Origin of the sequence: Streptomyces sp. NPDC005775, assembly GCF_042871565.1 — a bacterium.
GTDB lineage: Bacteria > Actinomycetota > Actinomycetes > Streptomycetales > Streptomycetaceae > Streptomyces.
On the sequence record NZ_JBIAIU010000004.1, the window covers coordinates 574,609 to 589,066 of the forward strand.

Genomic DNA, 14,458 nt, shown 5'->3' on the forward strand with positions numbered 1-14,458 from the left:
GATGACCGACCCCGCGGCCAGGCCGGCCACCGACCGCGCCCGCCAGATCCTCGCCGCGGCGCGCACCCTGCTGGAGCGGGAGGGCCCGGACGCTCTCACGATGCGCCGCCTCGCCGGATGCGTGGGCATCACGGCCCCGTCGCTCTACAAGCACTTCCCGGACAAGTCGTCCGTGGTGAACGCCCTGGCCGACGCGATGCTCCGGGAGACCGCCGACGTGCTCGAAGCGGCCGAGTCCACGGCCCCCGGCTCCTTCCCGGCCCTGGCCGCCGCCTACCGCGCCCACGCCCTGGCCCACCCCCACCTCTACCGCCTCACCACCGGCCACCCCCTCCCGCAGGACCTGGAGGAACACGCCGCGGCCCCCCTCTTCCGCGCCCTGGCCGGTGACGAAGGGCTGGTCAGGGCGGCCTGGGCGTTCGCCCACGGAATGGTCGCGATGGAGCTCAACGGCCGCTTCCCCGCGGACTTCGACGTCACCGCGGCCTGGACAGCGGGGATCGCGGCCTTCGCCTCGGTCCGCCTCTGACAACTGGGTGCCCGGCTGTGCCACGATCGCGGGAAACACTCCCATCTCACGGACGGCGGATTCCCCGATGTCCCACTCTGGCGAGCGACCGAGGAAGGGGCGTGACATGTCTGCCATGCCGCACGAATCGCCCTCGCAGGCGGAAGTCCTGCTTGAGGGCTTCCTGGCGCTGGATACGCCGGAGGGCTTCCGGGCCGAGCTGATCGAGGGGGAGATTGTCGTGACGCCGCCGCCGGACGGGGATCATGAGGACTACATCGGCCTGATTCTTGAGCAGGTGATCACCCGTTCCCGTACCAAGATGCAGTTCTCCGGGAACAAAGGGCTGAAACTGCGCAGTGGCGGGGGGTGCCCCAAGAACCACGCCATTCCCGACGGCACCTTCGCGCCCACCGAACTGCGCCTGTACCGCGGGGCCGACCCGTGGATGCCGTGCGAGGGGGTCGCCCTCGTCGTCGAGGTCACCTCGTCCAAGCCTGCCGCAGACCGCACGGGCAAACGGCACTGCTACGCCCGGGGGCCCGTCCCCCTGTACCTCCTGGTCGACCGCGAACAGTCCTCGGTGACGCTGTTCAGCGATCCGCAGGGGGACGACTACCGCCAGCACTGCACGATTCCGTTCGGGAAGTCGATCCGTCTCCCGGCGCCCTTCGCCCTGGATCTGGAGACCGAGGCGTTCATCTGAGACGGCCGCTCACCCTGTCGGGCCGCCCCGACCGGGCAGGTAACATGGGCCCCACGGCAGACGAGCCGGGCGGACGGCCGCGTGAGGATCTTCGGATTCTCCCGAGGAACGTCCGGGCTCCACAGGGCAGGGTGATGGCTAACGGCCACCCGGGGTGACCCGCGGGACAGTGCCACAGAAAACAGACCGCCTGGGACTTCGGTCCCCGGTAAGGGTGAAACGGTGGTGTAAGAGACCACCAGCGCCTGAGGCGACTCAGGCGGCTAGGTAAACCCCACCCGGAGCAAGGTCAAGAGGGGCCGTCGCAAGACGGCTCTGCGCGAACGTTCGAGGGCGGCCCGCCCGAGTTCGCGGGTAGACCGCACGAGACCGGCAGCAATGCCGGTCCTAGATGGATGGCCGTCTCCCCGGCCGCCGCGAGGCGACCGGGCGACAGAACCCGGCGTACAGCCCGACTCGTCTGCCGCTTCCCGCGGCTTCGCCCGCACAGGCCCGGCCCTCGCCGGAGGCAATGCGCGGCCCGGGAGCCTGCGTGAGCGCGATCCGGCGGCACTCCTGGCATCCGTACACGTCATCGGTACGGCGATCGTCGGACGGACAGGATCGCGACGTCGTCGTGGTGGCTGCCCTCTCCGGAGAACGAGCGCGCGTCGTCGTACAGGGCGTGCGGCAGCTCGGTGGGGGAGAGGGAGACGCGCTCGGTGAGACGTTCGGTCACGGGATAGAACGTGCCGTCGGCGGCGCGGGTCTCGGTGAGTCCGTCCGTGGTCAGCAGCAGCGTCGCACCGGGCGGGAAGGCGAACCAGCCGACGGTCGTCGGTTCGGCGGAGAGTTCGGCGAGGCCGAGCGGGACGCCGGAGGCGAAGCCGGGGGTGCTGACGGTGGCGTCGTGCAGCAACTGCGGCGGAATGTGACCGCAGTTGATGGCTTGCACCTCATCGTGTGCGTCGACGTTGACAATGAGCGCCGTGACGAACCGTTCGTCGTCACCGGTCTGCGCCGCGTAGGAGTTGTGCCGCACGACCGAGGTGTCGAGGGCGTCGACGAGCGCGGTCAGGGTCGGCTCCCGGTGGGCCGCCTCGCGGAAGGCTCCGATGACGGCGAACGCGGCCCCGACCGCGGGCAGGCCCTTGCCCTGGACGTCGCCGATCAGGATTCGGGTCCCCCACGGGGAGGCGACGACGTCGTAGATGTCGCCGCCGACGAGCCGGTCCTCCTGCACGGGCTCGTACACACCGTCGACCAGGACGTCGTCGGTGAGCATCGGCATCGGACGCAGGATGTGGCGCTGCATCGCCGCGGCGGTGGAGCGCAGCCGCAGCATCTCGTGCTCGCGGCGGATACGCCGACGACAGGCGTAGACGGAAGTCGCACCCAGGGCGAGCGTGAGCAGCACCATGAGGATCCTGTCGAGCCACGGACCCCCGTCACTGTCGCGCAGCAGCACGGTGACGATGACGACGAATGCGGTCCACGCCGCGACGAACGCCGTCTGGCGGACGGTGCAGAGCGCGGACGCCGCACCCGGCAGGAAGACGAGAAGCCCGAGAAGCCACACCGGAGAATCGGACAGGGCGCCGAGGACTTCCACCAGAGCGGTCACGAAGACCACGCCGATCACTACCTCGGCCGGCAGCGGTGGATCGATGGCGTCGAGGGGCCGCACGCGTCTCGGCGGATGCTTACGGAGCACAAGACCTCCCGGATAGGTGCTGCGTCTCCGTACGTTAGGCAGCGTCGGCCGTGGGTCGGCCGCGCCCCGCCGGGAGACCGGCCGGGGAGGACGCCGGCCGACGCCGACGGCGCCCGTACGGCCGTGGGATAGGGTCCGGCGGTATCAGATCCGCCCGGGTCGGGGCCGAGGCCGGACAGGGCGGCCGCCCGAGGGGGAGCTGGGATGCTGCAGGCATTGGGGCTGGGACCGGCCGAGGAGGCCGTCTACACCGCACTGCTGGCCCACCCGACAGCCTCCGCTCAGGACCTCGCCCGGCAGACCGGAATCGAGAGGGCCGAGACGACCCGTGTGCTGCGCGACCTGGCGGTGCGCGGCCTGGTGGCGGTCGCGGAGGAAGCCGGGAGCGGGTCGCCCGACGCGGACGGTGACGGGGCCGACGCCCCGCCTGCCCGCTATCGGCTCACCCCGCCGTCGGTCGCCATGGCCCCGTTCCTCGTCGAACAGCGCAACGCACTGCACCGCGCCGAGACCGCGTTCTCCATGCTGACCGAGCAGTACCGCAGCACCGCCGCGCACCCCGCGGCCGGCGTCGTGGAAGTGGTCGTCGGCGCGGAGCAGGTCGCCCACCGGTTCCACCAACTGCAGCGCGGCGCGCAGCGGGAACTGCTCGCCTTCCTCGTCGGTGAGCCCAGCGCGGTGCCGCGCGAGGACGCGGATGTGTCGGAGAGTTTCGCGCTGGACCGCGGAGTCGACTTCCGGGTCGTGGCCGCCAAGAGCTACCTCGACGGTCCCGACGTGGCGAGGGACGTGAGGGCGGCCCTCAGGTCGGGCCTCAAGCTCCGCCTGGTCGACTCACTGCCGCTGAAGTTGCTCGTCTCTGACCGGGAGCGCGCCATGGTGCCCCTGGACATCGTCGACTCCGGCGGTGAGCCGAGCGCCATCGTGGTCCACCGAAGCGGCCTGCTGGCTGCCCTGGTTCACCTCTTCGAGAAGGAGTGGGACCAGGCCCGGCTCGTCTACGCCGACACCACGGGCATACACGCGGAGGCAGTGGTCGACCAGCAGCCGACCGAAGGGGAGCTCGAGGTCCTGGCCCTGCTGCTCGCAGGCATCTCCGACCGGCGGACGGCCGCCCAGCTCGGGGTCTCCATCCGCACCGTGGAGCGCCGGACACGCCGGCTGATGGATCTTGCCGGAGCGGATTCACGCCTCCAGCTCGGCTGGCACGCCGCACGCGCGGGCTGGCTCTGAGTTTCTCCTCCTCCCCGGCTTCCGCGTTTCTCCCCCTCCCCGGCTTGAGGGCCGAGGAGCGAGCCTGCTGGAGGGCCGAGCGGCCTCCGCCTGTCCGGTGACCGCCCTTCGTGCGTTCCCTCCCCAGCGGGCGGCGGGCCCGTCAGCCGGGCTGACGCACCGACGGGCAGGGCCGGGTGACGGAAAACCGACATGCGGGCAACCCGCCACGACCGACGTCCCTATGCCCTCCTCATGTCTGCCAGGCTGCGGCGTCAGCACGCCATGTTCACGCTTCGAAGTGGGGAGATTCATGCGCTCCATAACGCGCATAGCCTTGGGCACGGCGACCGCCGTCGCCCTGGCCGTCACCGGCGTCGCGCCTTCCGGGGCGGCGGACACGCCACCTGGCGGTGCGTCGGCCAAGAGGCCCGTCACCGGCGGTGGGGCCGGGGCGGCGGGCGGCAAGCAGTCGACGGTCACGCTCGTCACGGGCGACAAGGTGCAGGTGACCACGGACGCGTCGGGCCACAGCTCGGCGGCGGTGCTGCCCCGCGAGGACGGCACGCAGCCGATGATCCAGACCCGTCAGCTGGGCAAGGACCTCTACGTCTACCCCGACTCCGCCTCCCGGGCGATAGCCGAGGGGAAGGTGGACGAGCAGCTGTTCAACGTCACCGGGCTCATCCGCCAGGGATACGACGACGCCCACGCCGACTCGTTGCCGCTCATCGCCACGTACGGCGCGGGTGTGGACGTCGCCAGGAGCGCACCGGCGGCCCCTCGCGGTTCCGAGCGGGTCCTGAGTCTTCCGGCGGTGGACGGGATCGCGCTGAAGGCGGGCAAGGACACGGCAGCCGACTTCTGGCAGGACATCACCAACAGCCGCTCGCGTACCGCCTCCACGCTGAAGAAGCTGTGGCTGGACGGCAAGGTCGAGACCACGCTGGACCGGTCCACCGCCCAGGTGCACGCCCCGGAGGCCTGGGCAGCCGGATACGACGGCAAGGGCACCAAGGTGGCCGTGCTGGACACGGGCGTGGACGCCGGACACCCGGACCTGGTGAACCGGGTCGCCGCGTCCGAGAACTTCACGGACTCCGAGAGCACCGACGACCGGGTGGGCCACGGCACCCACACCGCCTCCACGGTCGGCGGGTCCGGAGCGGCCAGTGACGGCCGCAAGAAGGGCGTCGCGCCCGGCACGTCCCTGCTCGTCGGCAAGGTCCTCAACGACCAGGGCTACGGTCTGGACTCCTGGATCATCGCGGGCATGCAGTGGGCCGTCGACCAGAAGGCCGACGTCGTCTCCATGAGTCTGGGCAACCCCGCGATCGGCGACTGCACCGATCCGATGGCTCAGGCGACCGAGCAGCTCGCGCGCAACACGCACACCCTGTTCGTCATCGCCGCCGGCAACGCCGGCCCCGGCGCCGAGACCGTCTCCTCGCCCGGCTGCGTGCCCGGCGTGCTGACCGTCGGCGCCGTGGACCGCGACGACACCACCGCGTCGTTCTCCAGCCGCGGCCCCGTGGCCGTCACGCACACCCTCAAGCCCGAACTCTCCGCCCCGGGCGTCGACATCTCGGCAGCCAACGCGGGCGGCCGCGGCGTCTACGCGTACCAGTCGATGTCGGGCACCTCCATGGCCACCCCGCATGTCGCGGGCGCCGCCGCTGTCGTCCGCCAGGCCCACCCGGACTGGACCGCGCAGCAGATCAAGGCCGCTCTGGTCTCCTCCGCCCGCACCGGCGGCAAGGTAGCGGGCGCCGATCAGACCGGCGGCGGGGTCCTCGACGTGTTCGGCGCGGTGAACCAGAAGGTGCTCGCCGCACCCGCCGTCCAGGCCGGCAGCTACAACTGGCCGCAGGACGCCTCGGACCGCACCACGGTGAAGGTGCCCTTCACCAACACGAGCGGCAGCGACCTCACTCTGAGCCTGAAGGTCGACGGTCTGCACGGCAACGACGGCAGCGAGGTCCGCTCCCGCGTCGTCGCGCTGGAGCAGAACAAGGTGAGGGTCCCCGCCGGGGACACCGTCCAGGTGCCGCTGCGCGTCGACCCCACCGCCCGTCTGAAGGACGGCCAGTACGGTGCGGTCACCGGCCGGATCATGGCCACCGGCGGTGGTGCGCACGTCTCCGTGCCCGTCACGCTCTATGTCCAGCCTGAGACGGTCACGCTCCGGGTCAAGCTCATCGACCGCAACGGCAAGCCCGCGGCAGGCCCCTCCTCCCTGGACCTCGTGAGCCTCGACACCGATAAGGGCGAGCGCCGCGGCAACGCGGGTGCAGCCGACCAGACGTACCGTGTCCGCCCGGGCGACTACTCCCTCAGCAGCTTCGTGGGGACGTACGACGCGGACGGCGCGCCCGAATCGGTCAGCTACCTGGCGCAGCCGCAGCTTCGGATCACCCGTGACACCACCGTCGTCCTCGACGCCCGCAAGGCCCACCGGCTGAGCCTGCGCACCGAGCGGCCCTCGACCGTGGCCAACACCACGTTCAGCTACACCCGCTCATGGGACGACACCTGGCAGATCTCCGGATCGATCATGGCCGGCAGTGATGTGCGGAAGTTCTACGCCGATGTCGACGGACGGGCCGAGAACGGCGACTTCGAGTTCCGGCCCACCTGGCGTGCGACCGGTTCCGAGGACGGCTCGCCGTACGTCTACAACCTGTCGTTCCCGACCCGGGGCCCGCTGCACTCCGACCAGGTCTACCGGCCGAAGGACTCCAGGCTGGCCCAGGTCACCGAGACCTGGAAGTCCCTGGGCAAGGAAGGCGACTACATCGACGCCATGTTCCTGCACCCCGCCGGGAGCGTCGGTTCCTACGTCCCCGTCAGCCCGTTCGGCACGGTCCACGTGCCCGCCACCCGCACCGCCTACTACACGACCGGCGAGGACGCCTGGTCCCACAGCGCGATGACCAGCTTCCCGTTCGCCGCGTTCCTGGGTGACCAGTTGCGTACCTACCGCGCCGGGCAGCGGAGCGCCGAGGAATGGTACGGCGGCCCTCTGCACCCGGCCGCCCCCCGGGACACCGACGGCAAGCAGGTACTCGCCGCCGAACGGCAGGGCGACCTGATCGGCATCCAGACCGCGCTCTGGCTCGACGGATCCGGCGACCACTGGTCCTACGGCGCGTCGTTCGGTGACCTCGGCAAGCTGGTACTGAAGCGCAACGGTCAGCAGATCGCCACCAGTGCCTATCCGTACGACGTGTTCCAGGTGCCGGACGAGGACTCCTCGTACGAGCTCACCCAGTACCTCGAGAAGATCCCGTCCTCCGACCGGAACTGGCTGCGCTCCACCGCGGTCGCCACCACCTGGAGCTTCCGCTCCCACCGGGAGCCCGATGTCTACTCGCGCGGGCTGCCGATCCTCTTCCCGGTGTACGACGTGCCGGTCGACGGCATGAACGCCGTGCCGGCGCGGAGCGGCATCGAGGTCGGCCTGTCGGTCGAGGGCCATGCCGGATACACCCCGGGCGCTGTCGAGGCCGCCTCGCTGTCGTACTCCTACGACGGCGGCACGACCTGGACCCAGGCGCCGACCCAGCAGCGGCATGGCAGATGGACGGCGGTCCTCGACCACACCGGCGCCGCCGGCAAGCAGGTCACGACGAAGGCCACCTTCGCCGACGCCCGCGGCAACGCGGTCACCCAGATCATCACCCGCGCCTACGACGTGCGGTAACCACACGGTCAGGCCCCCGGGCGGTCCTCCCTGACAGGAGGGCCGCCCGGCTCTTTTGCTCCGTACCGCTCGATGAGGCACGTCGTGGGTGAATTCCTGGTACCGATCACAGGGGAATGAGGCGTCATGCGGGCGCGCCGCCCGGAATTCCCCTCGTATTCACCGGGGGGAGGGGTGACCGGCCGCGCGTACCCGCCGGTCCGATTTCCGTCGCCGGGCGTGGAATATCGACTGGCGTCGTGGAAGCGCCGATGGGCACGACGCATTCGGCCATGACTCTTTTCGGGCTCATGGCCGCCCCACTTCCGCCCGTGCGGTGGTGAGGGAGGTTGGAGGAACACATGGAATGAGTTCGGGGACGGGACTGTTCCGGGACCGGACTATCGCTTCTCGCGCTTACGTCCCATCGATGTCCGCTCACGTTTCGCTTACGTGAGGCAGCTGGGTGCGCATTCGTGCGCCGATGAGGCTTGCCCGGAGCCGGCAATTCAGTACAGCATGGCCGCCATGAGTGACGTCGGCGACCGGAAGTCCCGCGGGGGGGCAGCCCTCAGGCCAGCGAAGCGGCGCGGGCGGGCTCGATGGCGTGCTGGAGGGGCTCGGCCCGTGTGAAGCGGGTGATGGCCGCCTCCCTGCCGGCCCTGCTGCCCTCCGTGATCATCTTCCTGTTCTTCCAGCGCTCCTTCGTGAGCGGCCTGTCTTCCGGTGCGCTGAAGGACTGAACCCGGCAGCCCCGTCCCCCGACCCCGCCCCGTGCACGAGAGAGCGATGCCCCATGACCCCGCACGCTGACACACCGCAAGCCCGCCCGACCGCGACCCCGGCTCCCGAGGGGGCCCCGGAGACGACCTGGTTCACCGATGCCCGGTTCGGCATGTTCGTCCACTGGGGCCTCTACTCCCTCGCCGCACGGCATGAATGGGTCAAGAACCGGGAGCGGTTGACCGACGAGCAGTACCAGGTCTACTTCGACCACTTCGAACCGGACCGCTACGACCCCGCTCAGTGGGCCAGGGCGGCCAAGGCCGCCGGCATGCGGTACGTGGTCCTCACCGCCAAGCACCACGACGGCTTCTGCCTGTGGGACAGCGCCCTCACCGAGTACAAGGTCACCAACACCCCGCACGGCCGCGACCTCGTCGGCCCGTTCGTCGAGGCGTGCCGCGCCGAAGGGCTCAAGGTGGGCCTCTACTACTCCCTGATCGACTGGCACCACCCGTCCTTCCCCGTGGACGGCACCCATCCGCAGCGCGACGACGAGGAGTTCAAGGCCGCCCACGCGGACCGGGACATCCGCGGCTACCGGCGCTATCTGCACGGCCAGGTCCGCGAACTGCTGACGTCGTTCGGACGCATCGACTACCTGTTCTTCGACTTCTCGTACGCCGGAGGCACCTGGTGGGGCGGCAAGGGGCCCGACGACTGGGACTCCCCGAAACTCCTGGAGACGATCCGTGAACTCCAGCCGCACGTCCTCGTCAACGACCGGACCGGCCTCCCCGGGGACTTCGTGACCCCCGAGCAGTACCAGCCCTCCGGCCCGATGACCGAGAACGGGCACCCCGTGCTCTGGGAAGCCTGCCAGACGCTCAACGGGAGCTGGGGCTACGACCGCGACAACCTCGACCACAAGAGCGCCGACCTGCTGATCCGCATGCTCGTCGACGGGGTGTCCAAGGGCGGCAACCTGCTGCTCAACGTGGGCCCCACCGGCCGCGGCGCTCTCGACCCGCGCGACGGTGCGATCCTCGGCGAGATCGGCCGGTGGACGGAGCTGCACGAACGGTCGGTCCGCGGCTGCGGCCCGTCCCCGTACCCGGCCCCCGCCGAATGCCGGTACACCCAGCGCGGCGACCGGCTCTACGTCCACCTGTTCGCCTGGCCACTGCGCCACCTGCACCTGCCCGGCCTCGCGGGCCGGGTGCGCTACGCCCAACTGCTGAACGACGCGTCGGAGATCATCCCGGTCCACATCGACCCGGACCGGCCCGCGGTCAACACCGAGATGGGCGGACAGCCCGCCGGAACGCTCACGCTCCAGCTCCCGGTCCGGCGCCCCGACACCCCCGTCCCCGTCATCGAACTGTTCCTGGACACACCGGCCGACCCGGCCGGCACCTGACGCGAGGCCGGAACGGGCTCCGCCCACCCGCACAATCACGGAGGCACCATGCAACGCCGCACGTTCCTCATGAGCACCGCAGCAGGGATGGCGCCGGCCGCCGCCCCCGTCGGCGCTCGTGGTGGCCGCGGGCAACAGCCGGCTGCCGCTGGCGGACCGCCGGGACCTGTGGGCCGCCGCCCTCGCGCTGCTGGAGGGCCGGGGCGTCGAGGCGCTCCTGGAGTTCGTGCCGGGCGACGACCCCGCGGTGCTGACACGCGAGGCCGCGACGCTGAGGTGCGCCGCGGGCCGAACCCCGTCCGGCCGGCCCTGAAAGGCACCCGGCCGGTTCATCACCCGGATCAGCGATGGCTCAGGACATTGATGACCCGCCCGTTCGGATCGCGTACGAAGAAGCGGCGCACGCCCCACTCCTCGTCGGCCGGCCCGTAGACGATCTCCGCCCCGCTCCGCACCACTGACGCGTGGACCGCGTCCACGTCCTCGACCTCCACGCTCAGGTCCGGGGTGACGGGGCCGGTCCGGTCGGCGGTCATGATGCTGACCTGGGCCGTGGGGTGGGCGGGCGAGGCGAGCGTCATGATCCAGCCCTGGTTCATGACCTCCTCGAACCCCAGGAGCCCGTAGAAGGCGGCGTTGGCCCGCATGGCCGCGGGGCCGTCCCCGGTTTCGTCACCCGTGCCGGTTGGAATGTTGGGGACTACGCGGCGGACGGACATCGGCGGCTCCTGTCGGTGACTGGCGCTGAGCCACCGAGACTACGGCCTCGCCCGTTGCGGACCGTCCGGTATGGTTCCGGCCGCCGAGGGGGTGTCGCCGGAGGTCAGCTGGGGGCGCCGGCCTGGCTCGGTACGGTTTCGAGGCTGCCCAGCAGACGCTCACCGCGATCTTCGGCCATATCCAGCGTGGCCAGAACGGCCGGCGTCGAGATGCTCGGCAGCACGTAATGCAGCAGGACCGAGATCCGCCGGCCCAGGTCCTCGCGATTGGACAGGACCTGGGACATCACCTGGATGCCCGAGAAGGACCCGGCCAGCATCTCGGCGGCCTCGCCCGGATCGACGTGCGGCAGCAGCTCGCCCTGGCCCTTGGCGGCCACCAGAAGGTGTTCGAGACGGTCTATCCAGCCGCGAAACGGAGTGCCGCGGTCGAGGCCCTCCACGGCCTGGTCCATGGCCAGGCCGACGCTGGCCCGCACCAGTGGCTCATGGCGCAGCCGGTGGGCGAGGAGCATGCCCTGGTCCACCAGTTCCTGGAGCTTCGTCATCTGCGGCGGAAGCGGATCGCTGTGCAGCTGTATGTCCATCACCCCGAGGGCGAGGTCCTCCTTCGAGGCGAAGTGGAAGTACAGCGCGCCCTTGGTCACCCCCGCACGCGCCAGGATCTCGCTGATCGTGGCGCTGCTGTAGCCGCGCTCGTCGAACACGTCGGCGGCCGCCACCAGGATCGACCGGCGGGTCTGGATCGCGCGCGCCTGCTGTGCCATCAGCTTCTCTCTAATGGTGGCGTGGTTGGTGCCACAGGGGGTTGGCTGGAAAGGAAAACCGGGCTGTCAGTATCTTACTGCGAGACGGCTCGGCCCTTTGACTCGGATCCTCCTGGGGGAACTTCATGGTTCAGCTCACCTCACGCAGCGCTTCGATGTCGGTGGAGGGCGTCGAGCACGCCGGGCACTCTACGGGTGCCGGCCCTGCCGAAGCCTCCTCCGGCGGCCCGCAGGCCGCCCCTTCCGCAGGCGAGGAGCCCGGCCGCAGAGAAGGATCACCCGACCGGCTGAGACAGCTGGTCCACCGGACCGACCCGCTCGACGTCTTCCCCACCGGACTCACCCGCCTCACCGACACCCAGTTCTCGGTCCCCGCCCACTGGCCGAGCGCCCACCGCTTCTTCGCCCCCGTCGACGGCCGGCACCAGGACCCCCTGCTCATAGCCGAGACGATGCGGCAGACGACGATGCTGATCGCCCACGCCCAGTTCGGTGTGCCGGTCGGCGACGCCTTCGTGATGTGGGAACTCAGGTACACCTCCGCGTCCGAACGGCTCGAACTGGGCGACGACCCCTGGGACATCACGGTGGACGTCTCCTGCTCCAGGATCCGCCGCCGTGGCCGGAGCCTCGGCTCCATGCACCTCGAACTCCTCCTGCACCGCAGCGGCACCGTGCTCGCCACCGGCGGCGGCCGGATCAGCTGTACCTCGGCCGGGGCGTACCAGCGGCTGCGCGGTCACCGCGGCGCCGTACTCGACACCCCGATACCCCTCCTGCCCGCCGTCGCACCGCGCACGGTCGGCAGGACCTCCGAGAACGACGTCGTCCTCTCGCCCGGCACGGACCCCGGCACCTGGCTGCTCCGGCTCGACACCCGGCATCCGACACTCTTCGGCCGCCCCAACGACCACGTACCGGGCATCCTGCTGCTGGAGGCGGCCCGGCAGGCCGCGCAGGCCGCCACCCGGTCGACCTTCCTGCCGACGGCGATGCAGGCCGACTTCCTCCAGTACGTGGAACTGGACCGCCCCTGCCGCATCGAGGCCACCGTGCTCCCGGACGACGACGAGGACACCCTCTCGCCCGCCGGTGTGTTCATACGGGCCGTTCAGGACGGCGAACCGGCTTTCACCTGCACCCTCCGCTCGCCGGGCCCGGCCGGGCCCGGCGACCTCAGAACGGACCTCTCATGACCCCTCGCATCCTCATCACCGGTGCGACCGGTTTCATCGGCAGCCGGGTGGCCGCCGCCGCGCGTGCGACACCCGGGGTCCGGGTGCGCCTGATGACCCACCGGACCGCGCTCGACGTCCCGGCGGACGGCCCCGGGTGCGAGACGGTGTACGGGGATCTCGCCGAACCCCAGTCGCTGCGGGGCAGCTGCGAGGGCGTCGACGCGGTGATCCACTGCGCCTCCCGGGTCGGCTCCGACGAGCGGACCGCCCGCACCGTCAACGACCACGGGACCCGCGCTCTGGTCGACGAGGCGGTACGCGGCGGAGTCGGCCGGATCGTCCAGCTGAGCACCGCGTCCGTCTACGGCCGCGGCCCCTTCACCGCGCTGCTCCCGGGCGTGGCCGAGCCCGCCCCCGTGTCCGCCACCAGCCTGACCCGGGTCGCCGCCGAGCAGCACGTCCTGGCGGCCGGGGGAGCCGTCCTGCGCCCGCACATCGTGCACGGGGCGGGGGACCGGTGGGCGATCCCCGGACTGGTCGCCCTGCTGCGGTACCTGTCGGCGGCTCCGGCCGGCTGTGACGCCCGCCATTCGCTGATCGACGTGGAGACGCTGGGGCGCGCACTGCTGGGTGCGGCGCTCGCCCCGAAGGCGCCGTCCGGCGTCTACCACGTCAACCACCCCGAGCCGGTGACCTGCTCGGAGCTGCTGTCCACGGTGCTCGGTGAACTGGGGCTGCCCTGGGCGGGCACGGAGATCGGGCTGGAGGAGGCCCGCAGCCGGCTGGCCGGCGTCCCGTACGCCACGCACCACTTCGACATGCTCACCGTGGACCACTGGTTCGCCGACGACCGGGTCGGACCGGACTTCGACTGCGCGCCGGGCCCGGACTTCCGGACGTCCTTCGCACAGCACGCCCCCTGGTACCGGGAGTTCCTCAGCCGCTGACTGCCCCGGCCGGGATGCGGGTCCCCGTCCCGCTCACCCGCACCCTCGGGTCGCCCGCCCGCAGGGTGACGGTCAGCGTGCCGGGGCGGCCCATGTCCTCACCCTGGTGCAGGGTCAGCGTGGCGGTCTCCGGGACCAGGGACAGGGTGCGCAGGTACGCGCCGAGGGCGGCGGCCGCCGCGCCCGTCGCCGGGTCCTCGACCACACCGCCGACCGGGAACGGATCGCGGACGTGGAAGACGGTGTCCGACGCGCGCCACACCAGCTGGACCGTGGTGAGGTCCAGCCGGTGCATCAGCGCTTCGAGCCGCGCGAAGTCGTAGGAGAGCGCGGCCAGTCGCTCACGGCTCGCGGCGGCCAGCACCAGATGACGGGCGCCCGCGTAGGCGATCCGGGGCGGCAGCGCCGGGTCGAGATCGGCGGCCGGCCAGTCCAGGGCGGCCAGCGCCTCCTCGACGTCGTCCGGCGCGGCGTCCGCGACGTGCGGCTCCACGCTGGTGAGGGTGGCCCGCAGCTCGCCCCCCTCACGGACGACGGTGACCGGCACCGGGCCGGCCGCGGTGGCGAACTCCAGATCCCCGGGGCCGTCCCGCTCGGCCAGGGCCAGGGCCGTAGCCACGGTGGCGTGACCGCAGAACGGGACCTCGGCCTTCGGGCTGAAGTAACGGATGGCGTAGCCGCGTACACCGGGCTCGGACGCCTCGGCCGGACCGGTCAGGAACGCCGACTCGCTGTAGCCGACCTCCGCCGCGACGGCGAGCATGCCCGCCTCGTCCATGCCGGAGGCGTCCAGCACGACGCCGGCCGGATTACCGCCCGCGGGGTCGGCGGAGAAGGCGGTGTAGCGCAGGACCCCGGTCCCTGGAAGATCAGTCATGTGCGGCACAACCGCTCCGCCCCCGG

12 protein-coding genes and 1 other RNA gene are annotated in these 14,458 nt (G+C 71.3%); 9 read left to right on the forward strand and 4 right to left on the reverse strand.

Annotated elements, in window-relative coordinates; translation table 11 throughout:
• Position 1 precedes the first annotated feature (1 nt).
• From ACFYPA_RS13005 to rnpB, 3 genes are all read left to right on the forward strand, one after another.
• On the forward strand, positions 2–529 hold the full coding sequence (locus tag ACFYPA_RS13005; protein WP_389131578.1) for a TetR/AcrR family transcriptional regulator: 528 nt from the start codon (positions 2–4) through the stop codon (positions 527–529).
• Between the two features lie 115 nt (positions 530–644).
• Positions 645–1,214 carry a Uma2 family endonuclease gene (locus tag ACFYPA_RS13010; protein WP_359318587.1) on the forward strand — a complete coding sequence of 190 codons (570 nt, stop codon included), beginning with the start codon at positions 645–647 and terminating at the stop codon, positions 1,212–1,214.
• Between the two features lie 61 nt (positions 1,215–1,275).
• Positions 1,276–1,677: RNase P RNA component class A (rnpB, locus tag ACFYPA_RS13015), an RNA gene on the forward strand.
• Positions 1,678–1,785: 108 nt separating this feature from the next.
• Here the strand turns inward: rnpB and ACFYPA_RS13020 are convergent.
• Positions 1,786–2,880 carry a PP2C family protein-serine/threonine phosphatase gene (locus tag ACFYPA_RS13020; protein ID WP_389131581.1) on the reverse strand — a complete coding sequence of 365 codons (1,095 nt, stop codon included), beginning with the start codon at positions 2,878–2,880 and terminating at the stop codon, positions 1,786–1,788.
• 231 nt (positions 2,881–3,111) lie between these two features.
• Here ACFYPA_RS13020 and ACFYPA_RS13025 point away from each other — a divergent pair, with 231 nt between their 5' ends.
• The 4 genes from ACFYPA_RS13025 to ACFYPA_RS13040 all read left to right on the forward strand — a co-directional run bounded on the left by ACFYPA_RS13025 (position 3,112) and on the right by ACFYPA_RS13040 (position 10,257).
• The gene (locus ACFYPA_RS13025; protein ID WP_389131584.1) at positions 3,112–4,140 is read left to right on the forward strand and encodes a helix-turn-helix domain-containing protein; all 1,029 of its coding nucleotides are present in this window, start codon (positions 3,112–3,114) and stop codon (positions 4,138–4,140) included.
• 292 nt (positions 4,141–4,432) lie between these two features.
• Complete coding sequence (locus tag ACFYPA_RS13030) at positions 4,433–7,822, forward strand: S8 family serine peptidase (protein ID WP_389131586.1); 3,390 nt, start codon at positions 4,433–4,435, stop codon at positions 7,820–7,822.
• Between the two features lie 775 nt (positions 7,823–8,597).
• A complete protein-coding gene (locus tag ACFYPA_RS13035; RefSeq protein WP_389131589.1) occupies positions 8,598–9,944 on the forward strand; it encodes an alpha-L-fucosidase in 1,347 nt (448 codons plus the stop codon).
• Positions 9,945–10,065: 121 nt separating this feature from the next.
• A complete protein-coding gene (locus ACFYPA_RS13040) occupies positions 10,066–10,257 on the forward strand; it encodes a hypothetical protein (RefSeq protein ID WP_389131592.1) in 192 nt (63 codons plus the stop codon).
• A 28-nt stretch (positions 10,258–10,285) separates the two neighbouring features.
• Here ACFYPA_RS13040 and ACFYPA_RS13045 read toward each other — a convergent pair whose 3' ends face one another.
• Together ACFYPA_RS13045 and ACFYPA_RS13050 are read right to left on the reverse strand one after the other, a co-directional pair.
• Positions 10,286–10,663, reverse strand: coding sequence for a VOC family protein (locus tag ACFYPA_RS13045; RefSeq protein WP_359081250.1), 378 nt, complete (start codon positions 10,661–10,663; stop codon positions 10,286–10,288).
• A 104-nt stretch (positions 10,664–10,767) separates the two neighbouring features.
• Positions 10,768–11,430: a ScbR family autoregulator-binding transcription factor gene (locus ACFYPA_RS13050; protein WP_359081249.1), complete on the reverse strand. Its 663-nt coding sequence runs from the start codon at positions 11,428–11,430 to the stop codon at positions 10,768–10,770.
• 125 nt (positions 11,431–11,555) lie between these two features.
• Here ACFYPA_RS13050 and ACFYPA_RS13055 point away from each other — a divergent pair, with 125 nt between their 5' ends.
• Positions 11,556–12,626 (forward strand): ScbA/BarX family gamma-butyrolactone biosynthesis protein, encoded by a 1,071-nt coding sequence (locus ACFYPA_RS13055; protein ID WP_359318535.1) that lies wholly within the window; start codon positions 11,556–11,558, stop codon positions 12,624–12,626.
• On the forward strand, positions 12,623–13,555 hold the full coding sequence (locus tag ACFYPA_RS13060) for an NAD-dependent epimerase/dehydratase family protein (RefSeq protein ID WP_389131597.1): 933 nt from the start codon (positions 12,623–12,625) through the stop codon (positions 13,553–13,555). Before ACFYPA_RS13055 ends, ACFYPA_RS13060 begins: the two co-directional genes overlap by 4 nt.
• Here the strand turns inward: ACFYPA_RS13060 and ACFYPA_RS13065 are convergent.
• The gene (locus ACFYPA_RS13065; RefSeq protein ID WP_359081243.1) at positions 13,545–14,432 is read right to left on the reverse strand and encodes a PhzF family phenazine biosynthesis isomerase; all 888 of its coding nucleotides are present in this window, start codon (positions 14,430–14,432) and stop codon (positions 13,545–13,547) included. The genes ACFYPA_RS13060 and ACFYPA_RS13065 overlap by 11 nt on opposite strands.
• Positions 14,433–14,458 lie beyond the last annotated feature (26 nt).